At 49.9% G+C, this 18,361-nt stretch carries 13 protein-coding genes; 11 read left to right on the top strand and 2 right to left on the bottom strand.

Going from position 1 to position 18,361, the window contains the following annotated elements; all coding sequences use genetic code 11:
* The 9 genes from ACWHYD_RS12680 to ACWHYD_RS12640 all read left to right on the top strand — a co-directional run bounded on the left by ACWHYD_RS12680 (nucleotide 1) and on the right by ACWHYD_RS12640 (nucleotide 10,625).
* A complete protein-coding gene (locus ACWHYD_RS12680) occupies nucleotides 1-693 on the top strand; it encodes a response regulator (protein ID WP_447962401.1) in 693 nt (230 codons plus the stop codon).
* A gap of 29 nt (nucleotides 694-722) precedes the next feature.
* Entirely contained in the window at nucleotides 723-2,105 is a 1,383-nt protein-coding gene (locus ACWHYD_RS12675; RefSeq protein WP_447962400.1) for a sensor histidine kinase, read from the top strand.
* A 197-nt stretch (nucleotides 2,106-2,302) separates the two neighbouring features.
* Nucleotides 2,303-2,614 (top strand): hypothetical protein, encoded by a 312-nt coding sequence (locus ACWHYD_RS12670; protein ID WP_447962399.1) that lies wholly within the window; start codon nucleotides 2,303-2,305, stop codon nucleotides 2,612-2,614.
* Between the two features lie 77 nt (nucleotides 2,615-2,691).
* Nucleotides 2,692-3,705, top strand: coding sequence for a PstS family phosphate ABC transporter substrate-binding protein (locus ACWHYD_RS12665; protein ID WP_447962398.1), 1,014 nt, complete (start codon nucleotides 2,692-2,694; stop codon nucleotides 3,703-3,705).
* A gap of 112 nt (nucleotides 3,706-3,817) precedes the next feature.
* Nucleotides 3,818-6,127 (top strand): ABC transporter permease subunit, encoded by a 2,310-nt coding sequence (locus tag ACWHYD_RS12660; RefSeq protein WP_447962397.1) that lies wholly within the window; start codon nucleotides 3,818-3,820, stop codon nucleotides 6,125-6,127.
* Between the two features lie 10 nt (nucleotides 6,128-6,137).
* Nucleotides 6,138-7,769, top strand: a complete 1,632-nt coding sequence (gene pstA / locus ACWHYD_RS12655; RefSeq protein WP_447962396.1) for a phosphate ABC transporter permease PstA — start codon at nucleotides 6,138-6,140, stop codon at nucleotides 7,767-7,769.
* Nucleotides 7,770-7,884: 115 nt separating this feature from the next.
* On the top strand, nucleotides 7,885-8,691 hold the full coding sequence (gene pstB, locus ACWHYD_RS12650) for a phosphate ABC transporter ATP-binding protein PstB (protein ID WP_447965869.1): 807 nt from the start codon (nucleotides 7,885-7,887) through the stop codon (nucleotides 8,689-8,691).
* A gap of 29 nt (nucleotides 8,692-8,720) precedes the next feature.
* A complete protein-coding gene (phoU, locus tag ACWHYD_RS12645) occupies nucleotides 8,721-9,380 on the top strand; it encodes a phosphate signaling complex protein PhoU (RefSeq protein ID WP_447962395.1) in 660 nt (219 codons plus the stop codon).
* A 177-nt stretch (nucleotides 9,381-9,557) separates the two neighbouring features.
* A complete protein-coding gene (locus tag ACWHYD_RS12640) occupies nucleotides 9,558-10,625 on the top strand; it encodes a sugar phosphate nucleotidyltransferase (protein WP_447962394.1) in 1,068 nt (355 codons plus the stop codon).
* A 431-nt stretch (nucleotides 10,626-11,056) separates the two neighbouring features.
* On the opposite strand, the gene ppk1 is transcribed toward ACWHYD_RS12640, so the two are convergent.
* Together ppk1 and ACWHYD_RS12630 are read right to left on the bottom strand one after the other, a co-directional pair.
* Nucleotides 11,057-13,216 carry a polyphosphate kinase 1 gene (gene ppk1 / locus ACWHYD_RS12635; protein ID WP_447962393.1) on the bottom strand — a complete coding sequence of 720 codons (2,160 nt, stop codon included), beginning with the start codon at nucleotides 13,214-13,216 and terminating at the stop codon, nucleotides 11,057-11,059.
* Nucleotides 13,217-13,344: 128 nt separating this feature from the next.
* The gene (locus tag ACWHYD_RS12630) at nucleotides 13,345-14,784 is read right to left on the bottom strand and encodes a CYTH and CHAD domain-containing protein (RefSeq protein ID WP_447962392.1); all 1,440 of its coding nucleotides are present in this window, start codon (nucleotides 14,782-14,784) and stop codon (nucleotides 13,345-13,347) included.
* 489 nt (nucleotides 14,785-15,273) lie between these two features.
* On the opposite strand from ACWHYD_RS12630, the gene ACWHYD_RS12625 reads away from it, so the two are divergent.
* Both ACWHYD_RS12625 and ACWHYD_RS12620 read left to right on the top strand, forming a co-directional pair.
* The gene (locus tag ACWHYD_RS12625; protein WP_447962391.1) at nucleotides 15,274-16,071 is read left to right on the top strand and encodes an inositol monophosphatase family protein; all 798 of its coding nucleotides are present in this window, start codon (nucleotides 15,274-15,276) and stop codon (nucleotides 16,069-16,071) included.
* A 663-nt stretch (nucleotides 16,072-16,734) separates the two neighbouring features.
* Entirely contained in the window at nucleotides 16,735-18,291 is a 1,557-nt protein-coding gene (locus tag ACWHYD_RS12620) for a Ppx/GppA phosphatase family protein (protein WP_447962390.1), read from the top strand.
* The last annotated feature ends 70 nt before the right edge of the window (nucleotides 18,292-18,361 follow it).

Raw genomic sequence — 18,361 nt, 5'->3', positions numbered from 1 at the left:
ATGGCTGCAACGGTATTAGTCGTTGATGATGAAAAGGATCTGGTGGAGTTGGTTAAGTATCACTTAGAGAAGGAAGGGCTCAAATGTCTGGAGGCGCGTGATGGGGAAACGGCCTTGCAGTTGGCAAAGGAACGCATCCCCGATCTAATGGTCCTGGATCTGATGTTGCCGGGTGTGGATGGTTTGGAGGTTTGCCGGAAGGTGAGGAAAGACCCGAAAACGTCTTCGATCGCCATCATAATGCTCACAGCGAAGGCCGAAGAAGTGGACCGGATAGTGGGTTTGGAAATGGGGGCGGATGACTATCTGGTGAAACCCTTCAGCCCGAGGGAACTCGTGGCCAGAGTGAAAGCCGTGTTGCGGCGAGGCCAGGGACAGGAGATGTCCGCCATCAAAAAAGTTGGAACATTGGAGGTGGATGAAGGAAAACATCAGGTGACGGTGAATGGAACCGTGGTGGAATTGACCGTCAAGGAGTTCGATCTGCTCTGTGCGTTGATGCGAGCGAATGGCCGGGTGTTGAACCGGGATCAAATATTAGAAACTGTTTGGGGCTATTCCAATGCGGTGGATATTGAGTCCCGGACGGTGGATGTGCATATCAGGAGACTCAGGGAAAAGTTAGGGGACGAATTGACGCGCATTGTGACCGTTAAAGGTGTGGGGTATCGTTTTGAGTCGGGGGCTGTCTAAGGCCAGTATGATGAAAGTGACCCCGATCCATGCGTAATCCTTCTTTCATCCTCATTGGCTGGATGGTGGCGGGGATGGTCGGGGTTGGCGTGGCGGTCGCCCGGGCATGGCCATTCTGGGTGGTGGTTTTATTGGGGGCCGGTCTGGCAGGTGTGGCTGCGGTGATGACTCGGAATACCTCGAAGCAGACGAGAGAAAACCATGAAGACCTCATGACTGGCCTTCGTCAACTTGAACAGCTTAGTGGGACTGCTGAGGCGAGGGCCTCTCGTGTGTTGGAACCCGATGCATTGGGAGGCCATATTCAACGCCTGGTGGAAGACGTGAAGCAACGAATGACCCGTCTCGAGGAAGAGCGTACGAAAATTATCGCCATCATGGAAAATTTGGTTGAAGGCGTGGTGGCCTTTGATTCCAAGGGAAAAGTGTTATTCACCAATTCCAGCGCCCATCGGATATTGGGATTGGATGCCAAGGCGATTCAAGGACGGTCGGTTTGGGAAATTATCAGGAATCAGGAACTGGCAGGTCTGGTTGAAGGTTGTCAGGAATTGGCGTGGCATGAACGACGAGAGGCTGAGGTCGAATTGTATCCTCCCGTCTCCATGGTGCTAGAGGTGTATGCGCTCCCTTTTCCCATTTCCAATCAAAATAAGGGGAGTGTGTTGGTGTTGCACGATGTCACGGAATTACGTCGATTGGAACAGGTCCGGACCGAGTTTATTGAGAACGTGTCCCATGAATTGCGCACTCCGCTCACGGCCATTGTCGGATATTTGGAAACGCTTGTGGATGAGCCGTCTTTGGAAACTCCGAACAATCGAAAATTTGTGCACGTCGCCTACCAGCATGCGGAGCGGCTCAGCCGGTTGGTGGAAGACTTACGAAGCCTCTCGGAAATTGAATCGGGAAAAATCCTCTTGCGGTGTGAATTGGTGCCGTTGCGCGAAGTTGCCCAGGATGTCTGTGAGATGTTTCAAAATCAACTGTCGAAAAAAAATCTGCAGATTTCCAATGAAATTGGCATTGAAAACAGTGCCTGGGCAGATCGGGATCGGTTGATTCAGATTCTGGTGAATCTCGTGGATAATGCCATTAAATATACGCCTGCCGGAGGACTGATCTCATTTCAAGCCATGCCTTTTCGGGATCAAGAAGTCTCCTTGCAGGTCAGCGATACGGGCCAGGGTATTCCGTCGATTGACCTTCCACGCATTACCGAACGATTTTACCGGGTGGATCGAGCGCGTTCCCGTGAAGAAGGCGGGACGGGGCTTGGACTTTCTATCGTGAAACATTTACTCCAACTGCTCGGTGGTAAACTTCGCGTACAAAGTGAGCTGGGCAAAGGCACCACGATGGAAGTGATCCTGCCGAAATCCAAGCCAACTCCCACAACTAAACCGTTATGAGATCTCACATTTTCTCCCCCGTAGCCCGCTTCTTTGAATTTTTTCCCTTTTCATTCTCCTGAAAACTTTACACAGTTGTAACCCGAACCTCATCGGGCTGCAACAGTTGATCGCTAGGATGCCATTGAATGGGTGATTAGCCTGAATACCTCGCATGGACCTGCCTCAATATTGGATAACGACTACTGGAGGGGAGCATGGCAACGAGTCACAAGGAATGGACGATCAAGAATCTTGTTGAAAGAGGAGATCGTGACATGGTCTTAGGCGTCATATCTGCCAAACAATCCGTGACGATTGAGGAACTCTCGAATGATTTGCCCTGGATGCGGTGGGGATATCTGTTTTCCATACTTGGGGAATGCCTGCATGAAGGGTTGGTGATTTTGTGCCAAAAAGAGTTTCAATTTGAAGTCAGAGCCATCCATGCCTTGTCAAGCGGAAACGGGGAGGATGTCCTGACGGGATCATTTTCGTCAAAACCGGGAGATCGACAGATGGCCATTTAACACCTTTGTAACATTGCCGTTACATAGAAGAAACCTGTTGGACCTACACTATTCATTCACATGAGGAGGTCAGTTTGATGGAACACAGTCAGAATCGAAAGCAAATGTGGGTGTTGGGCATGAGCATGGGGCTGATCCTGGGTTGGAGCGCGACTACGATACTTGGGGCCTCTCATGTTTTGGCCAATGATGATATGGAAGATCCCGCCTGGGTGAATTATGCCAAGGTGAGCGGAGTGTCCGGGAATATCAATAGTATTGGCTCGGATACCTTGAATAATCTCATGACGCTGTGGGCTGAAGGATTCCGGAAACAATATCCGAATGTCAAAATTCAGATTGAAGGGAAAGGTTCCAGCACCGCTCCCCCGGCTCTTATCGAAGGGACGGCGCAGTTGGGCCCGATGTCTCGCAAGATGAAGGGAAAGGAAATTGATGCGTTTGAAGCCAAGTTCGGCTACAAGCCCACCGCCATTCCCGTTGCCGTGGATGCGTTGGCGGTCTATGTCAATAAAGACAATTCCCTTCAGGGTTTGACGATTGGGGAGCTTGACGCGGTGTTTTCCAAAACCCGGCAACATGGATATAAGGAAAATCTAACCAGTTGGGGACAATTGGGTTTGACCGGTAGGTTTGCCGATATGCCGATCAGTATCTATGGCCGGAATTCCGCCTCGGGGACTTATGGATTTTTCAAAGATGTGGTGCTGGAGAATGGTGATTATAAAGATGAAGTGAAGGAACAGCCCGGTTCGGCTTCTGTCGTGCAAGGCGTGACCGAAGATCAAGCCGGCATCGGGTATAGCGGTATCGGGTATCGCACATCGGGGGTTCATGCCCTTCCTCTGGCGATGAAGGCTGGTCAACCGTTTGTAGAGGCCACCTATGAAAATTCCACCAGCGGGAAGTACCCCTTGTCACGATATTTGTTTGTGTATGTGAACAAAGCACCTAATCAACCGTTGTCTCCCATTGTTCGGGAATTCTTGAAATATGTCTATAGCCGGGAAGGGCAGAAGGTCGTCATTAAAGATGGCTATTTCCCCATCTCAGAGAAAATCATTGGGAAACAGTCAGAGCACCTTAAGTAGGAATTCCCTGATGAACATCCCGACCGTTTTCCATAGAAAATCTTTGGAGAGCGGTTGGGTGTTCTGATCTCATCTTCTGCTTCTTTTTCATTTTTGCCGAGCTCAAGCCCTCATGCCACCTTTATCTTCCTCTTCTTCATCGGGTGCGTTAGTTCCTCATAAAAATTCGTTAGCCGGTGGTTCTCGTGTTGCTACTCAAAGGCGGATTCGTCATTTACTGGATTATGTGGCGAAGTATGTCGTCGGGGCGGGAGGCCTGGCGACCATTGTCAGTATTCTAGGAATTTTTGTGTACCTGGTTTGGGAAGTGATTCCTCTGTTTCAACCCGCGACCGTCACTCCGGAGCTGAAGGTGCCTATGCCGGTCAAAGCGATTCAATCCTCCAACGTGGCGCAGGCGATGGTGGGGATTGATGAATATCGGGAAGTCCCGTTTGTTCTCAAAGGGAAATATCTTCAGTTTCTTTCCTTACCCGATGGTGCCGCCATTCCTGATGTGGGAGGGGAGTTGTCGATTGACGGTGATCCGAAATCTGTCGTGCGAATGGGTTTGAAAGGCCATAGCCTGAGTATCGGGACAGACCAGGGATTCGTCTATCCGGTCAACATCCTTTTTCGATCTGATTTCCAAGGGGACAGACGGACCATTATCCCGAACGTAAAGGTCAAGGAACCTGTTCGGGTGGTTCCTGACGGAATGGGTATCGTCCTTCATGCGCATGTCATGCGGAGTGATGAATTTCAAACGGTGGTAGCTCTCACCGGTGGCGGGGAACTCTGGGTGACCCGGATTGAGGAACCAGGGGATTTTTCATTTTCGGATGAAGTCGTTGTGGAAACCAACCGGCTTGTCCTACCACCGAAGTTTCATCTGACAACGTTGGCATTGGATAGTGCGGGAAAACGATTGGTGGCCGGGACGAGGGATGGCCATCTCCTTACATGGGAATGGCGGGGACAGGGATTTGATGCCATGCCTCAATCCGTGCCTGTTGGGGCGGCCGGGGATGCCGTGACTGTTCTCTCATATCTGTTAGGCGAACGAACGTTGGTGGTTGGCACCACTTCCGGAAGCGTGAGTACGTGGGCGTTTTCAGCTGATCAATCGGGTCCATCCGGCAGATTCCTGAGAAAAGTCCATACTTTCACTCCCCATGCCAGGGCGGTGACGAGTCTCTCGGTGTCCCAACGTGATAAGGGATTTTTAACAGCCGACAATCAGGGAACGATGTTCCTGCATTATTCCACGACGGGAGAAACGATTTTGGACATTCCAGGGAACGGAAATGCCCTCGAATCGTTACGTTATGCTCCAAAGGCCGATGGTCTGGTGTGGTTGGGGGAGGATGGCACGCTTCAGACGTATGCCATTGATAATCCACATCCGGAGATCACGTTCAAATCCTTATTTTTTCCTGTGACCTATGAAGGTTATGACCATCCGGAAATGATTTGGCAATCTTCCAGCGGATCGGATGAGTTTGAGCCGAAATTGGGCCTCATTCCGCTCATGTTCGGCACGTTGAAGGGGACGTTATATGCCATGGTGTTGGCCATACCTCTTGCGGTCATGGGGGCCATTTATACGGCGATGTTCATGCACCCTCACCTTCGCTCCGTTGTTAAGCCGTCCTTGGAGTTGATGGCGGCCCTGCCGTCGGTGGTGTTGGGATTTCTCGCGGGTCTCTGGTTTGCCCCTCTCTTAGAGAAAATTTTTCCTGCGGTGGTCGCCATCGTGGGATTTCTTCCTGTGGTGATTGCGGCCTGTTGTCTCATCTGGCAATTCCTCCCAATTCGGGTGAGACGATTGGAGGTGTATGGACTTGATCTGATGGTCATGATGATTGCCATTGTTCTCACCGTGGTTGCCTGTTTGATGGCCAATCAGGCGATTGAGGGCTGGATATTTGGAGGAAACTTTAAACAGTGGTTGGCGCAGAATTTGGGCTTAACCTATGATCAGCGAAATGCCATTGTCATTAGTTTTGCTATGGGTTTTGCGGTGATTCCGATTATTTTCAGTATTGCCGAAGATGCCATTGCCAATGTTCCCCGACAACTTGTTGCAGGATCGCTGGCCCTGGGAGCGACGCGGTGGCAAACCTTAACCCGGTTAGTCCTTATTTCGGCCAGTCCGGGCATCTTCTCGGCCTTGATGATTGGATTCGGGCGTGCAATAGGGGAAACGATGATTGTGCTGATGGCCACGGGAAATACTCCGATCATGGATTGGAGTATGTTCAATGGATTTCGTACGCTCTCGGCCAACATTGCGGTAGAAATGCCTGAAGCTCCTCATGGCGGAACGTTGTATCGTGTGTTATTTCTGTCCGGTCTGATTTTGTTTGGCTTCACATTTACCATTAATACGATTGCTGAAATCGTGCGGCAACGGCTTCGCCAAAAATATTCTCAATTTTAGACGGGCAGCCATGAAATTTCTTCAACGATTTTTTGCATCAGGCACATTGTTTATCTGGTTATCAGGAGGAGCCTTAGCCTGTTCCCTGCTGCTGATCGGCGGTCTTTTGATGCTCATTTTCATCAATGGTATGGGCTATTTTTGGCAGAAGGATCTCGTCCAGTTGACGCTCAATGATGACACCCGGGTCCTCGGGGAAATCGTAGATACCCAGCGCATTCCGGATACGGTTACTGCGGATCTCCCTGATGGGCAGTCTCGCATACAGCTGAAGGTGGGCAACCGGGATGTGTACGGACTGGATTTCCGGTGGGTTGATGAAGCCGACATTGCTCAACGGGACTGGCCTAAGGATGTTATCGCCTTTGAACGACGTGAATGGGGGAATTTTTATGGTTGGGTGACTGCTGTGTGGGACGGTGAGTCCCGTCTGGCTGAGGGCCGGGATATTGCGTGGGAGGTCTGGTATCCCTTCCTTGAGCAAGCCGAGTCACTTCATGAGGAGATTCATCATATTGAAAGCGATGTGATTGGCGCCATTAATGCTGACATGGAGCGCGCGCGCCTCAGTCTAAAGACCTTGGAGTTGAAGGGGGACATTTCACAGGATTCCGCCGACTCTCTTCAACAGGATATCCAACAACGGGAAGCGGCCTATCAGGAGCAGATCCAACGATTGGTGGGGCTGTACGAGCGATTGAACCGCTATCGGGTCACCCTCATGGATGTCACTGGAAAGGAAAAAACATTTCCTGTTGGCGGCCTTGTGAGGGCGTGGCGTCCGAATTCCATGAGTGTGTGGGATAAAACCACGATGTATGTGGAAAATTTTTGGAATGTCCTGAGCGATGAGCCGCGGGAAGCGAATACCGAAGGCGGCATCTTTCCGGCCATATTCGGTACGGTTATGATGGTGTTGGTGATGAGCGTGGTCGTGGTACCGTTTGGAGTCTTGGCCGCCGTGTATTTAAAAGAATATGCCAAACAAGGCCTGTTGACTCGAATGATCCGGATTGCGGTGAATAATCTTGCGGGGGTTCCGTCAATTGTCTTCGGTGTGTTTGGTCTGGGGTTTTTTGTCTATGCAGTGGGAGGCTCAATTGATCAGTTATTCTTCTCCGCCTCGCTGCCGAATCCGACATTTGGGACAGGTGGAATGTTATGGGCTTCCCTCACCTTGGCCCTCATGACCGTGCCGGTGGTCATTGTGGCGACCGAAGAAGGCTTGTCGGCTGTTCCCAGAGAATATCGGGAGGGGTCGTTGGGGTTGGGGGCGACAAAGTTTGAATCGCTCATGCGGGTTGTTCTGCCTTGCGCCATGCCGGGAATTTTAACCGGTTTGATTCTCGCGGTCTCCCGGGCTACGGGGGAAGTAGCGCCACTGATGTTAACCGGGGTAGTCAAGCTTGCTCCGGCCCTTCCGCTTGATGGTCAATTTCCCTTTATCCATCTTGATCGAAAATTTATGCATTTGGGTTTTCATATCTATGATGTGGGATTTCAATCCCCTAATGTGGAGGCGGCCAAGCCCATGGTGTATGTCACCACCCTGGTCCTGGTTCTTGTCGTTCTCCTCCTGAATATGACGGCGATTGCACTCCGGACCCGGATGCGGAAGCGCTATGCTGGTGCTTCGGTTTAAATGAGGTACAATGATGGAAATCGATCAGAAAACTTTGGAACAATCTATGTCTTTAGCCAAAACCACGGGTGCAAAGTCCCTGAGGCTGGTGCTTGAAACAAGGCAGACGAATCCGATGAAGAAGACTTTTGTAGAATCTGAAACCGTCCAACATCCATTGACCGATGCCCCTGCGAAAATTGTCATTCAGGATATGAATTTTTACTACGGGACGGTTCAGGCGCTCAAATCCGTGAATATGACCATTCCTGCTAATAAAGTCACCGCATTTATCGGACCTTCAGGTTGTGGGAAATCAACCCTCCTGCGGTGCCTCAATCGCCTGAATGATCTGGTCGATGGCACCAGGGTCGAAGGAACCATTCTCCTGGATGATGAAAATATTTATCGACCTGAAGTCGATGCCACGGACCTTCGAACCCGGGTAGGTATGGTGTTTCAGAAAATTAATCCGTTTCCCAAAACCGTCTGGCAGAATGTGGCGTATGGCCCGCAACTGCAGAAAATTCGCAAACGTGCCACCCTTGACGCGATCGTTGAGACCAGCCTTCAAGGGGCGGGATTGTGGGATGAGGTTAAAGATCGGTTGCATGGCAGTGCCTTGGGTTTGTCGGGAGGCCAACAACAACGACTCTGTATTGCGAGAGCGCTTGCGGTCAATCCGGAAGTGCTGTTGATGGATGAACCGTGTTCGGCCCTTGATCCGATTTCCACCGGCAGAATAGAAGAACTCCTCCATACGTTGAAAGAGCGGCTCACCGTCGTGATTGTGACGCATAACATGCAGCAGGCGGCGCGGGTTTCTGATTTGACGGGGTTTTTCTTATTAGGGGAGTTAATTGAATTCGAGGGCACCAAGAAGATTTTTACCAATCCCGGTGATCCCCGAACGGAAGATTACGTGACGGGGCGGTTTGGCTGATTCCCATTAGACCAGAATAAAGGATCACGATGAAGCGACATTTTGATGATTCGTTGGCGGACCTCAGGCAGAGAATTTTGCGGATGGGGGCGCTGGTGGAAGGGCAGATTCGTCAAGCGCTTATCGCACTTGTGGATCGCGATGACCTGGTGGCAAATCAGGTCATTCAGAATGATCGTCAGGTGAATACCATGGATGTGGCCATTGACGAACTCTGTCTCGAATTGTTGGCACTCCACCAGCCGGCCGCTAAAGATCTCCGGTTCGTCACGACGGCCATGAAGATTTCCACTGAATTAGAGCGCATGAGCGATTTGGCAGAAAATATTTGTGAACGCGCACTGGAACTGCATACCGAACCTCAATTGAAACCGTATATCGATATTCCGTTGATGGCCGAGAGGGCCATCAAAATGGTGGGTGAAGCCTTGGATGCGTTTGTCCGGGGGGATTCGGTTCTTGCCAGACAGGTCCTTAAGGAGGATGATTATGTCGATGAACTGAATGAACAAATTTTCCGTGAATTGTTGTCCTTCATGATGGAAAATCCCCAAACGATTTCGCGCGGGATCCGGTTGTCGTTTATCTCGAAATATATTGAACGCATTGCCGATCATGCAACGAATGTGGCGGAACTGGTGGTGTATATGGTGGAAGGAAAAATCATCCGCCATATGATTCCGACCTAACGCAGTCGTCCTGCCCTCGTTTTTTTCTCATTCTCTTCTCCTTTTGTCTTGTTTCAGCTTCTGCGTCTTCTGTCACAAAAAATTTACCTGTCTGTGACAGGGGTGTCATTTCTCCCACGTATGGTGTGGGTATGAAAAATCATCACCAAACACCAGCGCATGCGGAAGGAGAATGCTATGCAAAAATGGGTTGACACACGTGGAGGTTCTTCACGGTATTCCCAAGGGCAGGCTACTAACTTACGTTCACAGGGCTCTGCTTCACTTTGGTCTCTGGTCTTGGCAGGTGGACATGGGGAGCGTCTTCGGCACTATACCGAACAGTGTTTCGGTGCATATCGGCCGAAGCAATATTGTGCCTTTCTGGGAAAGCGATCAATGATCCAGCATACGTGGACCCGGGCAAAAGCCCTCAGTCTTCCTCACCAGGTTGTGACGGTGATGGATCAATCACATTGGGGTTATGTGCGAACCCAATTGATTCAGGAATCCCTGGGCCGCTTGGTCTGGCAACCCGATAATCGAGGAACCGGACCCGGAGTGTTTCTACCGCTCTCCTATATCCGAGCGCATGATCCTCATGCGACGGTAGTTTTGTGGCCCTCTGACCATTTTATTTTCCCCGTTGAGCCGCTTATTCAGGTGATCCGCGATGCGGCGGCCTTGGTCCAGCAACACCCTCATCGTATGGTGTTGTTGACTGTTCCTCCTCAATCGCGGGAGCAAGACTATGGGTGGGTGATTCCGGGTGATCGTATTCCGCATTCTGGAGGGAGCCGCCTCAGGGAAGTACGGAGATTTGTGGAGAAACCCAAGGGTTCCCAGCTTGAGGACATCGCCCTGAGTGGGGGGCAATGGAATACGTTAGTGCTCATAGCCAATGTTCAAACCTTATGGGAGGCCGGCCGTCAGTGCATTCCAGAAGTCGTGATGCTTCTTGAAGAGCATGCGGGTGGGATTGGAACCTCAAACGAACATCAACGATTACTGCATCTCTATCGGACAATGCCCACCAGAAATTTCTCCAGTGATCTGTTGTCGCTGATTCCTCAGCAATTACACATGATGGATCTGACCGGGGTTTGTTGGAGTGATTGGGGAAGGCCGGAGCGCATTCAGGAGACCCTTGCATATATGAGAGGGCATGAACTCTTTGAAGCGAAGGGCCAGTCGGCTCGACAGACCTGGATGAATGCTGGTCAGCAGAAGACGGTGCAGGGAGAATTTACCGTTGTTTCGGGATAAAAACCTGATGACCTAATGAGAATTATGTGATGGCGGACTGGCTGATCATTTGGCTCATGGTTGACAGATATTCTGATGACCCGGGAAATGATGAATGGCCAGACCCGCTTATCGGGTCTAGGTGTATGGAGATGTTCCAAGAAAAGAGAGGGAATGTATGAGCAGAGTTAGATTGGAAGGTAAGAGAGACCGTGCCCCGAATGCTTCCTCGCAGGACAAATCTGGTACGATCCAATTGCGGTGCCGAAGTTGTGGTCTGGAGTGGGAGCCCGCTTATTATCAAGAGGGATGTCCACTGAGGGAGTTGGAAACGGTGTTTCTTTCTGAAGATTGGTTTTTGGTGCCTAACGAAGCCAGCAGTTAATTTCGGCAGAGGCGCGGAGGTGTGGTGGCCTACCTGAAAGGAAAACATGGCCTGTCCTTCACAGTCTTCAGAATGAAGGCGGCTTGGTCTGCTTCCCTTTCCAGTTTGCAATAAACCAATCCTGGGCCTGGAATGGTGCTTCGTTTTGCAATGGCTTGACGCGAGTATAGGTTCCATTGGCTTGGAGTTGTCGCGTATGCATGTTGTCTTTCAGGTAGGGACGTAAGACGGTTTCAACAATGAAGCTTCGCAGTGTGGGATTCTCAATGGGAAACAAAATTTCAACCCGCCGGTCCATATTGCGGGGCATGAGATCCGCACTCCCCAGAAATAATTCATCCTGCCCTCCGTTACGAAAATAAAAACAGCGAGAATGCTCAAGGAATCGTCCCACGAGGGACGTGACCGTAATGGTCTGGCTGAGTCCAGGAATCCCGGGGCGGAGCCCGCACATCCCACGGACCATGAGCTCAATCCTGACCCCTGCTTGAGAGGCTCGATACAAGGCCTGAATAGAGGCTTTGTCTACGAGTGAATTCACCTTGAATGCCAGGTAGCCGTCTCCATGTTGTTGTTGGCGTGATATTTCCCGATTGATTCGTTCGATGATATTCGTTCGAATCCCCACCGGCGCAACCAAAAGTTTGGCGTATGAGTCTTTTTTTGAATACCCGGTCAAGGCATTGAACAGGTCGGTGACATCTTCGCCGAATACCGGATGGCAGGTAAATAAACTAAAGTCGGTGTAGAATTTTCCGGTGATGGGGTTGTAATTGCCGGTTCCGAGATGCAGATATCGACGAATGCCATCTGACTCCCGGCGAACGACCATGCAGACCTTGGCATGTGTTTTCAGGCCCAGGACACCATACACCACATGCACGCCTTCATCCTCTAATTTTCTTGCCCATTCAATATTGTTTTCCTCATCGAATCGGGCTTTGAGTTCCAGGAGTACGGCAACCTGCTTGTCATTTTGCCGGGCTTCCATGAGGGCGTCTACCACCGGGGAGTTGATGCCCACTCGATACAGGGTCTGCTTGATCGCTAACACATGTGGATCCAGAGCGGCTTGTCGAATGAAATCGACGACGGGTGAAAAGCTATCGTATGGGTGATGGAGGAAGATGTCTTCGCGTTTAATCAGTGCAAACAGGGATTCCTTTGAGGTGGGGTCGTGCAGAATATTGGGGTAATGCGGTGAAAATTTCAGATCCGGTCGCTCAATGGATGTGAGTTCAAGGAGATTCGAAAGGCCGAGACGGAAATCATAGGTGTAGACTTGATAGGGCGCTAAATTCAGATTTCTGACCAGGATATCTTTGATGGAATCCGGCATATGCCGGTCCAGTTCCAATCGTACCACCGACCCGAATTGGCGTAAATCAATTTGTTCCTCAATGGCAGCCAGCAGGTCGCCGGCTTCATCTTCTTCGATTTCAAAATCTGCATCCCTGGTGATTCGGAAATAATAGGAGGCCTGAATCGTCAGGCCCGGAAACAATAAGTCCAGATTGGCTGCGATGATGTCCTCCAGCCACACAAAGTTGGTACTTTCCGCCCCTGGGGCTAACCCCATTTGTTCATCATCCGATACCTGGGATTCGTCTGGAATTCTGATCAATCGTGGGAACAGCGACGGAACCTTAATGCGCGCGAAACATTCTCCACGATCAGGGTCGTGGGCCACGACGGCCAGGTTGACTGTGAGGTTGGAGATATGGGGAAAAGGGTGGCTAGGGTCAAAGGCCAAAGGGGTCAGCGCGGGAAAAATTTCCTTTCGAAAATATCGGCGGAGTAGGGATCGTTGTTTCGGTTTGAGGTCTTGATAGGGGAGAATGCGGATACCCGCGTCCACCAGTCTGGTAAATATGTCTTCCTGCCAGCACCGGCTTACTCGGGCAAAGCTTTGAAGAAGGGCCTCCCGGATATGCCCTAATTGATCCGAAGGACTCATCCCATCCAGTGCGGCTTCCAGGACCCCGCTGGACAACTGTTCGCGCAGTCCCGAGATCCGGATCATGAAGAATTCGTCGAGATTGTTGAAGAAAATTGAAAGAAATTTTACTCGTTCCAGGAGAGGGTGGCTCGGATCTTCTGCCTCTTCCAGGACCCGTTTATTGAACTCCAACCAACTCAATTCCCGGTTTAGATACAATTTGGGGTCATCCAGATTGTCGATAACTTCCGGTGTATTGGATGCCTTCGGTTTTGTCTGATGAGTCATGATCAGATCTCCTATTATGCCTTTTATGAGTTAAGAGGCATTGTACCTGATTAAGGTTATTCCGTCCCATTATCATTAAACGGGTATATGGAGACGTAAACAGTTTGAAGAAGATTGGGCGTAAGGCTTTACAGTTTTTTCCCTCGTTTTTCAAGTTTTTGCCATTGCTTGGGGATTTGCTGATACACCTGAGATTGCTGATTTCGTAAGCGTTCGACCATTAGTCCCGTGACATAGGCTACTCCGGTTCCTCGTGAGTGATTTTTGAAGGCGAGGAGCCGTTGCTCAGCAACCACCGCATCTTGGTGGAATCCCAGTAAATCCTGGACGACCTTCGCTTGTTGAATGAACCGTTTGGCACGTTTCCCGAGCAAGGGCTCAGCGAGTTCAACCGCATATCGGGCTCGCTTCAGGAGTCTTCGAGTGTGATGCAGTTCAGATTTCCGGAATAGGCTATCTGACGTATTCGCCCTATCCTGAATTTTCTGAAAAGCTTTTCTCGCCAACTCTGTTAACGTGAATGGATTTGGTTGAAATGGTAAATGAAGTGAATTTTCAAAATGAGTCAGGAGATTGAGATAACGGTCGCTACCTAAACCTTCAAGTAGTTTGGCGCGGGCAACAGACCTCTGATCGTCAAAATTCTTGAGAATCGTGTGAAAGGAACGCTGTTCGGATGGAGAGAAGTCATGGAAATTTTGATGAAACGATTCTAAAAGAACATCCCAATCTCTGACCTCGCCCAACAACGAACCAACCCAGGCCAGTTCCTGGCGGACCGGTTCCGTCCATTGCGGCGCCAGGAAAGCACTCACGGCTCGAATGATGGCTCTCATGCGGCGCGTGGCAACCCGCATTTGATGGAGCGCTTCACTATCCCGACCCAATCGGGTACCTGGATCATTTTGCAACATTTGAAGATACTGGGACTGAAGGCTTTCCCGAATATGGTCGGTCGGTGGTGCTGAAGAATCACTAAACGCAACGGTAAGCGGATAGGGAAGTTGAAGTGCTTGAAAAATCTTGGGTTGAAATGGTTTCTCTTCTGCCCCGGCATGAAGCAGAATCTTGCGGACAGGATTTAATTGAGTGTCTGTTCCTCCCTGTAATTCAACCTCCACTTCTTGGAATGAATGCACAATCCTTTTGTCTCTGATGAGGGCGACGGAGTCCTGGACAAGTTCAGCGATGACCTGGCCGTCTTTCCGAATGCGTACCCCTTTTCTCCTTGTTCTGAGTTTTCCGATTTGAACAGCTTCCTGTTTTCTGAAAAAACTCCTTAATAAGTCCTGAAATTCCCCTGGAATACTGCGACTGCCGGACGCAATTTCCAGCTCCAGCCGATTACCGCCGCTCGGTAGCTTTAATTGCCAGACCCCATGGGACTGTTCCACTCGTTTTCGGAGTGTCAGACCCAGTTGGCCGAGTCGATGGTGCTCGCTGTCAAAGTAGGTGGATGTGAATACGCGTGGCGGGATCGGTTCCCCCATGTCGGGAGGCAATTGAAAGCCGGGTGGAATACGAAACTTCTTTTCCTCTTCAAGGGTTTGGTGAATGTGCCATGGCATATAAAATTACCCGGCAATCTTTATTGCGCCTTGGGACATTTGAATGAAATCTACATGGGATGGTGTGGAGATCAACAACACAGGAAATTCCTCATTTTTTAGGAAATGTTGGAAAGGCAAGGCTAAGGATCTCATTTTTGCTGAATGGATCACAAGAAAGTGTGGTATTTATTGTGTAACTAAATGTTTTTAAATGAAAAGTGATGTGGCAGACTCAATGTGGCCCTATCAGATTGCCAGCGTGCTTGGGTGACGGACTCTGTGACACGGGCTGCTATCCTGTGGGCACTTGGTCTAAGGGATATGGGAATCCATTTCGGACAAGCCATGTTGAACAGGTTTGAACACCATATGTAATCATGTCCGATTGTGGCTGGTACCCCCATATTAAGAACCAGGATTCGGAAGAACCTGTGTCACCAAAACAAGAAGTTCAGTATACTATTAGGAGGAAAAACGGTGTGCAAAAATCGCAGGAGAGCATAACTGATGGATAAAGGCTTGCCCGATAATCAATTGACTCAATTGTTGCAAACGGCTATCGATGCCGCCCACGTTGCGGCAGTTCCGATTCGAGCCTATTTTGAAAGGCAGAATCTCCGTATCACGGAAAAAAACGATGGTTCGCCCGTCACTCAAGCCGATCAAGAGGGTGAAGCTCTGATCCGGTCTCACTTGCTGTCCAATGCCCAGATTGGACCTCTTGATATTCTCGGTGAAGAGGAAGGATTACAGGGGACGGGGACAAGATGGCAATGGATCGTGGACCCTATCGATGGCACACGATCCTTTATTCATGGGATCCCGTTATTCGGCACCATTATCGCCTTGATTGACAGTCGGGAAAACTTTCCTGTCCTTGGAGTGATTCATCTTCCAATGCTCGGGGTCACCTATGCTGCGGCCAGAGGGCAAGGGACCACCTGCCAAGGAAAAGCCCTGCGGCTTCCTGAAGAACTACCCATTGAACACGCTATTATCGGGGTGGGCGATTTTGCTCAGTTTTCCAGTATACAACGGGAAGCGGATTACCATCTCCTGTTAAGCCTGTCCGGGTATGTGCGAGGGTATACCGATTGTTTTGGCCATGGGCTCGTGATCAGTGGAGCTCTTGGCGCAATGGTGGATCCAGCCTTGAACCCATGGGATATCCTGGCTACCCAGGTGCTCATTGAGGAGGCTGGAGGGGCGGCAATGCTTCGTCCCTCGAAGATCTCCGGAAAGGTTGATGCCATATTTGGGAACCGTTCACTCGTTCAACATCTTGCGCAGGAACTCTCCTTTTAAAGTTCTTGAGGTTTTGCCGGCAGGAGATTTATTTCCGGTGAGCATTTCCGACTTCTATATCGGACATCCATCTTTCGAATGCCTCGAGTTTTTTGGACCCTTCTCCACAAATTTGAGATTTACCCGTATGTAACATCCCCATAACATGTAGGAAAATTTGGTTAGATATGCTTTCCGGAAGGCAGAACACGAGGCGTGTGAATATTCAGGCCTGACCCGGGCTTGTCCATGGGAGAAAGAGCAGCTTATCCGACAGTGTCATGAGATGGTCTAAGGGATCGTGGTTATGAGCCACAAACCTTTGAGTCGTTTTTCGAACGCAATCAGTCTTTCTCACATGCACTGAAGGCCGGTTATTGAACAATTATTCGCAAGCGATGGGGGCTGAATCTTCAGCTACTTCTGGGTGACCGCAGGTATCTGTCGAATTTTTGGCCGTGGATCCTCATATATTCCGACCACGGAGTAAACTGCGGGGATTGGGCGATCAGGGTCCGACTATTGAAACTGCCTGGGGTGTGGGGTATCGTATCAATGTCATAAATGATTTCCCTGTCCCCTCCTGAAGATCTCTTTCTTACAACATCTGATGCCTTAATTGACCAGGGAACTTTGATGGTCATGAAAGGGGAGAACCGAACCCATTAGAAGAAAGTGAACCCTATGCAACGCCTTGCGGTTATTGATATCGGAACTAATTCCATTCACATGGTACTGGCTGAAATAGGGAAGGGTTTTTCGTACAAGATTGTCGATCGTATAAAGGAAATGGCCCGATTGGGGGACGGGACCTTTACGTCCCATCGACTGTCCCCGGAGGCCATGGATCGTGGGTTGACGGTTTTAAAAAGGTTTTCCATGCTGGCCACGAACAAAGGATTTGATCCCATACTTCCGATTGCCACCAGTGCGGTCCGAGAGGCAAAAAATGGTGGAGATTTTTTGAAGCTCGTTCGGAAAGAGATTGGGCTTAGAGTGCGCGTGATCACCGGAGAGGAAGAAGCGCGACTGATTTATTTAGGTGTCAGGAATAGTATGGATCTCTCAAAGTTTCCGGCCATGATTGTGGATATTGGCGGTGGATCGGTGGAATTGATGGCATGTACGCAAAAGCGATTACAGTTTGTGCGAAGTCTTAAGTTAGGTGCGATCCGGTTGAAAGATCAATTTCTCAAGTCCGATCCTCCTGATAAAAAAATGGTTCAGCGCGTCGAACGTCTCGTGAGCCAGACTCTGAAGAAATCCTTATCGAAGAAACGCTTCACTCACTGTCAGCAACTGGTGGCGACATCGGGTATGGCGGGGAACCTTGCTGAAATTATTTATTTAGCTCGAACCGGGCGCCCCCTGCCACAAATTGACATGGCCACCATCGAACTTGATGAAATCAGGGAGGTTGAGGCACTCCTTAGAACAAAAGACACGCCGACACGATTGAAGATTCCCGGCCTGGATCCCCGACGAGTTGATACGCTCTATCCCGGCGTTCTGATGTTGCGTCTACTTATGGAGCATCTCGGGGTCAAACAGGTGCGTCTCAGTGATAAAGCGATTCGGGAAGGTGTGATTTATGATTTCATCCAACAGCATCAGGATGGTTTGAGGGCGGAACACGAAATTCCGCATGTTCGCCGCCGCCAAGTGTTATTGCTAGCCCAGCGATATCAATTTCCCAAAGTTCATGCGCATCATGTTGCGAAGTTGGCATTAAGCTTGTTCGACCAGACCCGGTCCATGCATCATCTTGGAGAAAGGGAGCGGGAATGGTTGGAATATGCGGCCATTCTTCATGACATCGGCCATCATATCCGCGAGAATAAACATCACAAGCATACGTACTATTTAATCACCCATGCTGATCTTCCCGGATTTTCTTCTGAGGAAGTAGGCATTATCGCCAATGTGGCGCGGTATCATCGACGTGGTCAACCCAATCCCAAACATACGGGATATCGGCTCCTGGATCGCGATCAGAGACGGGTTGTATCCAGTCTTAGTGCTATTTTACGAATTGCAGATGGTTTGGATCGCAGTCACTTCTCGGTCGTTAAGAAAATTCATGTTGAACCTGGCGAACCTCTGTGTCTGCACGTGTCTTTCCGGTACGACCCGGAATTGGAATTGTGGACGACCGAGCGACGAAAAAAGTTTTTTGAGAAAAATTTTCATTGTCGAATTGAACTCAAGGCTGCAGCTGTGGCATCAAAAAATGTGGCATAATTGGGCGTCCGTATCTGAAATAGTCTAGAATTAGCACATTAAGTTGTGGAGGATTCCTTCCGTATCGCGT

The organism is Nitrospira sp. Ecomares 2.1 (assembly GCF_965152585.1).
This window is presented reverse-complemented; position numbering and strand designations above follow the sequence as displayed.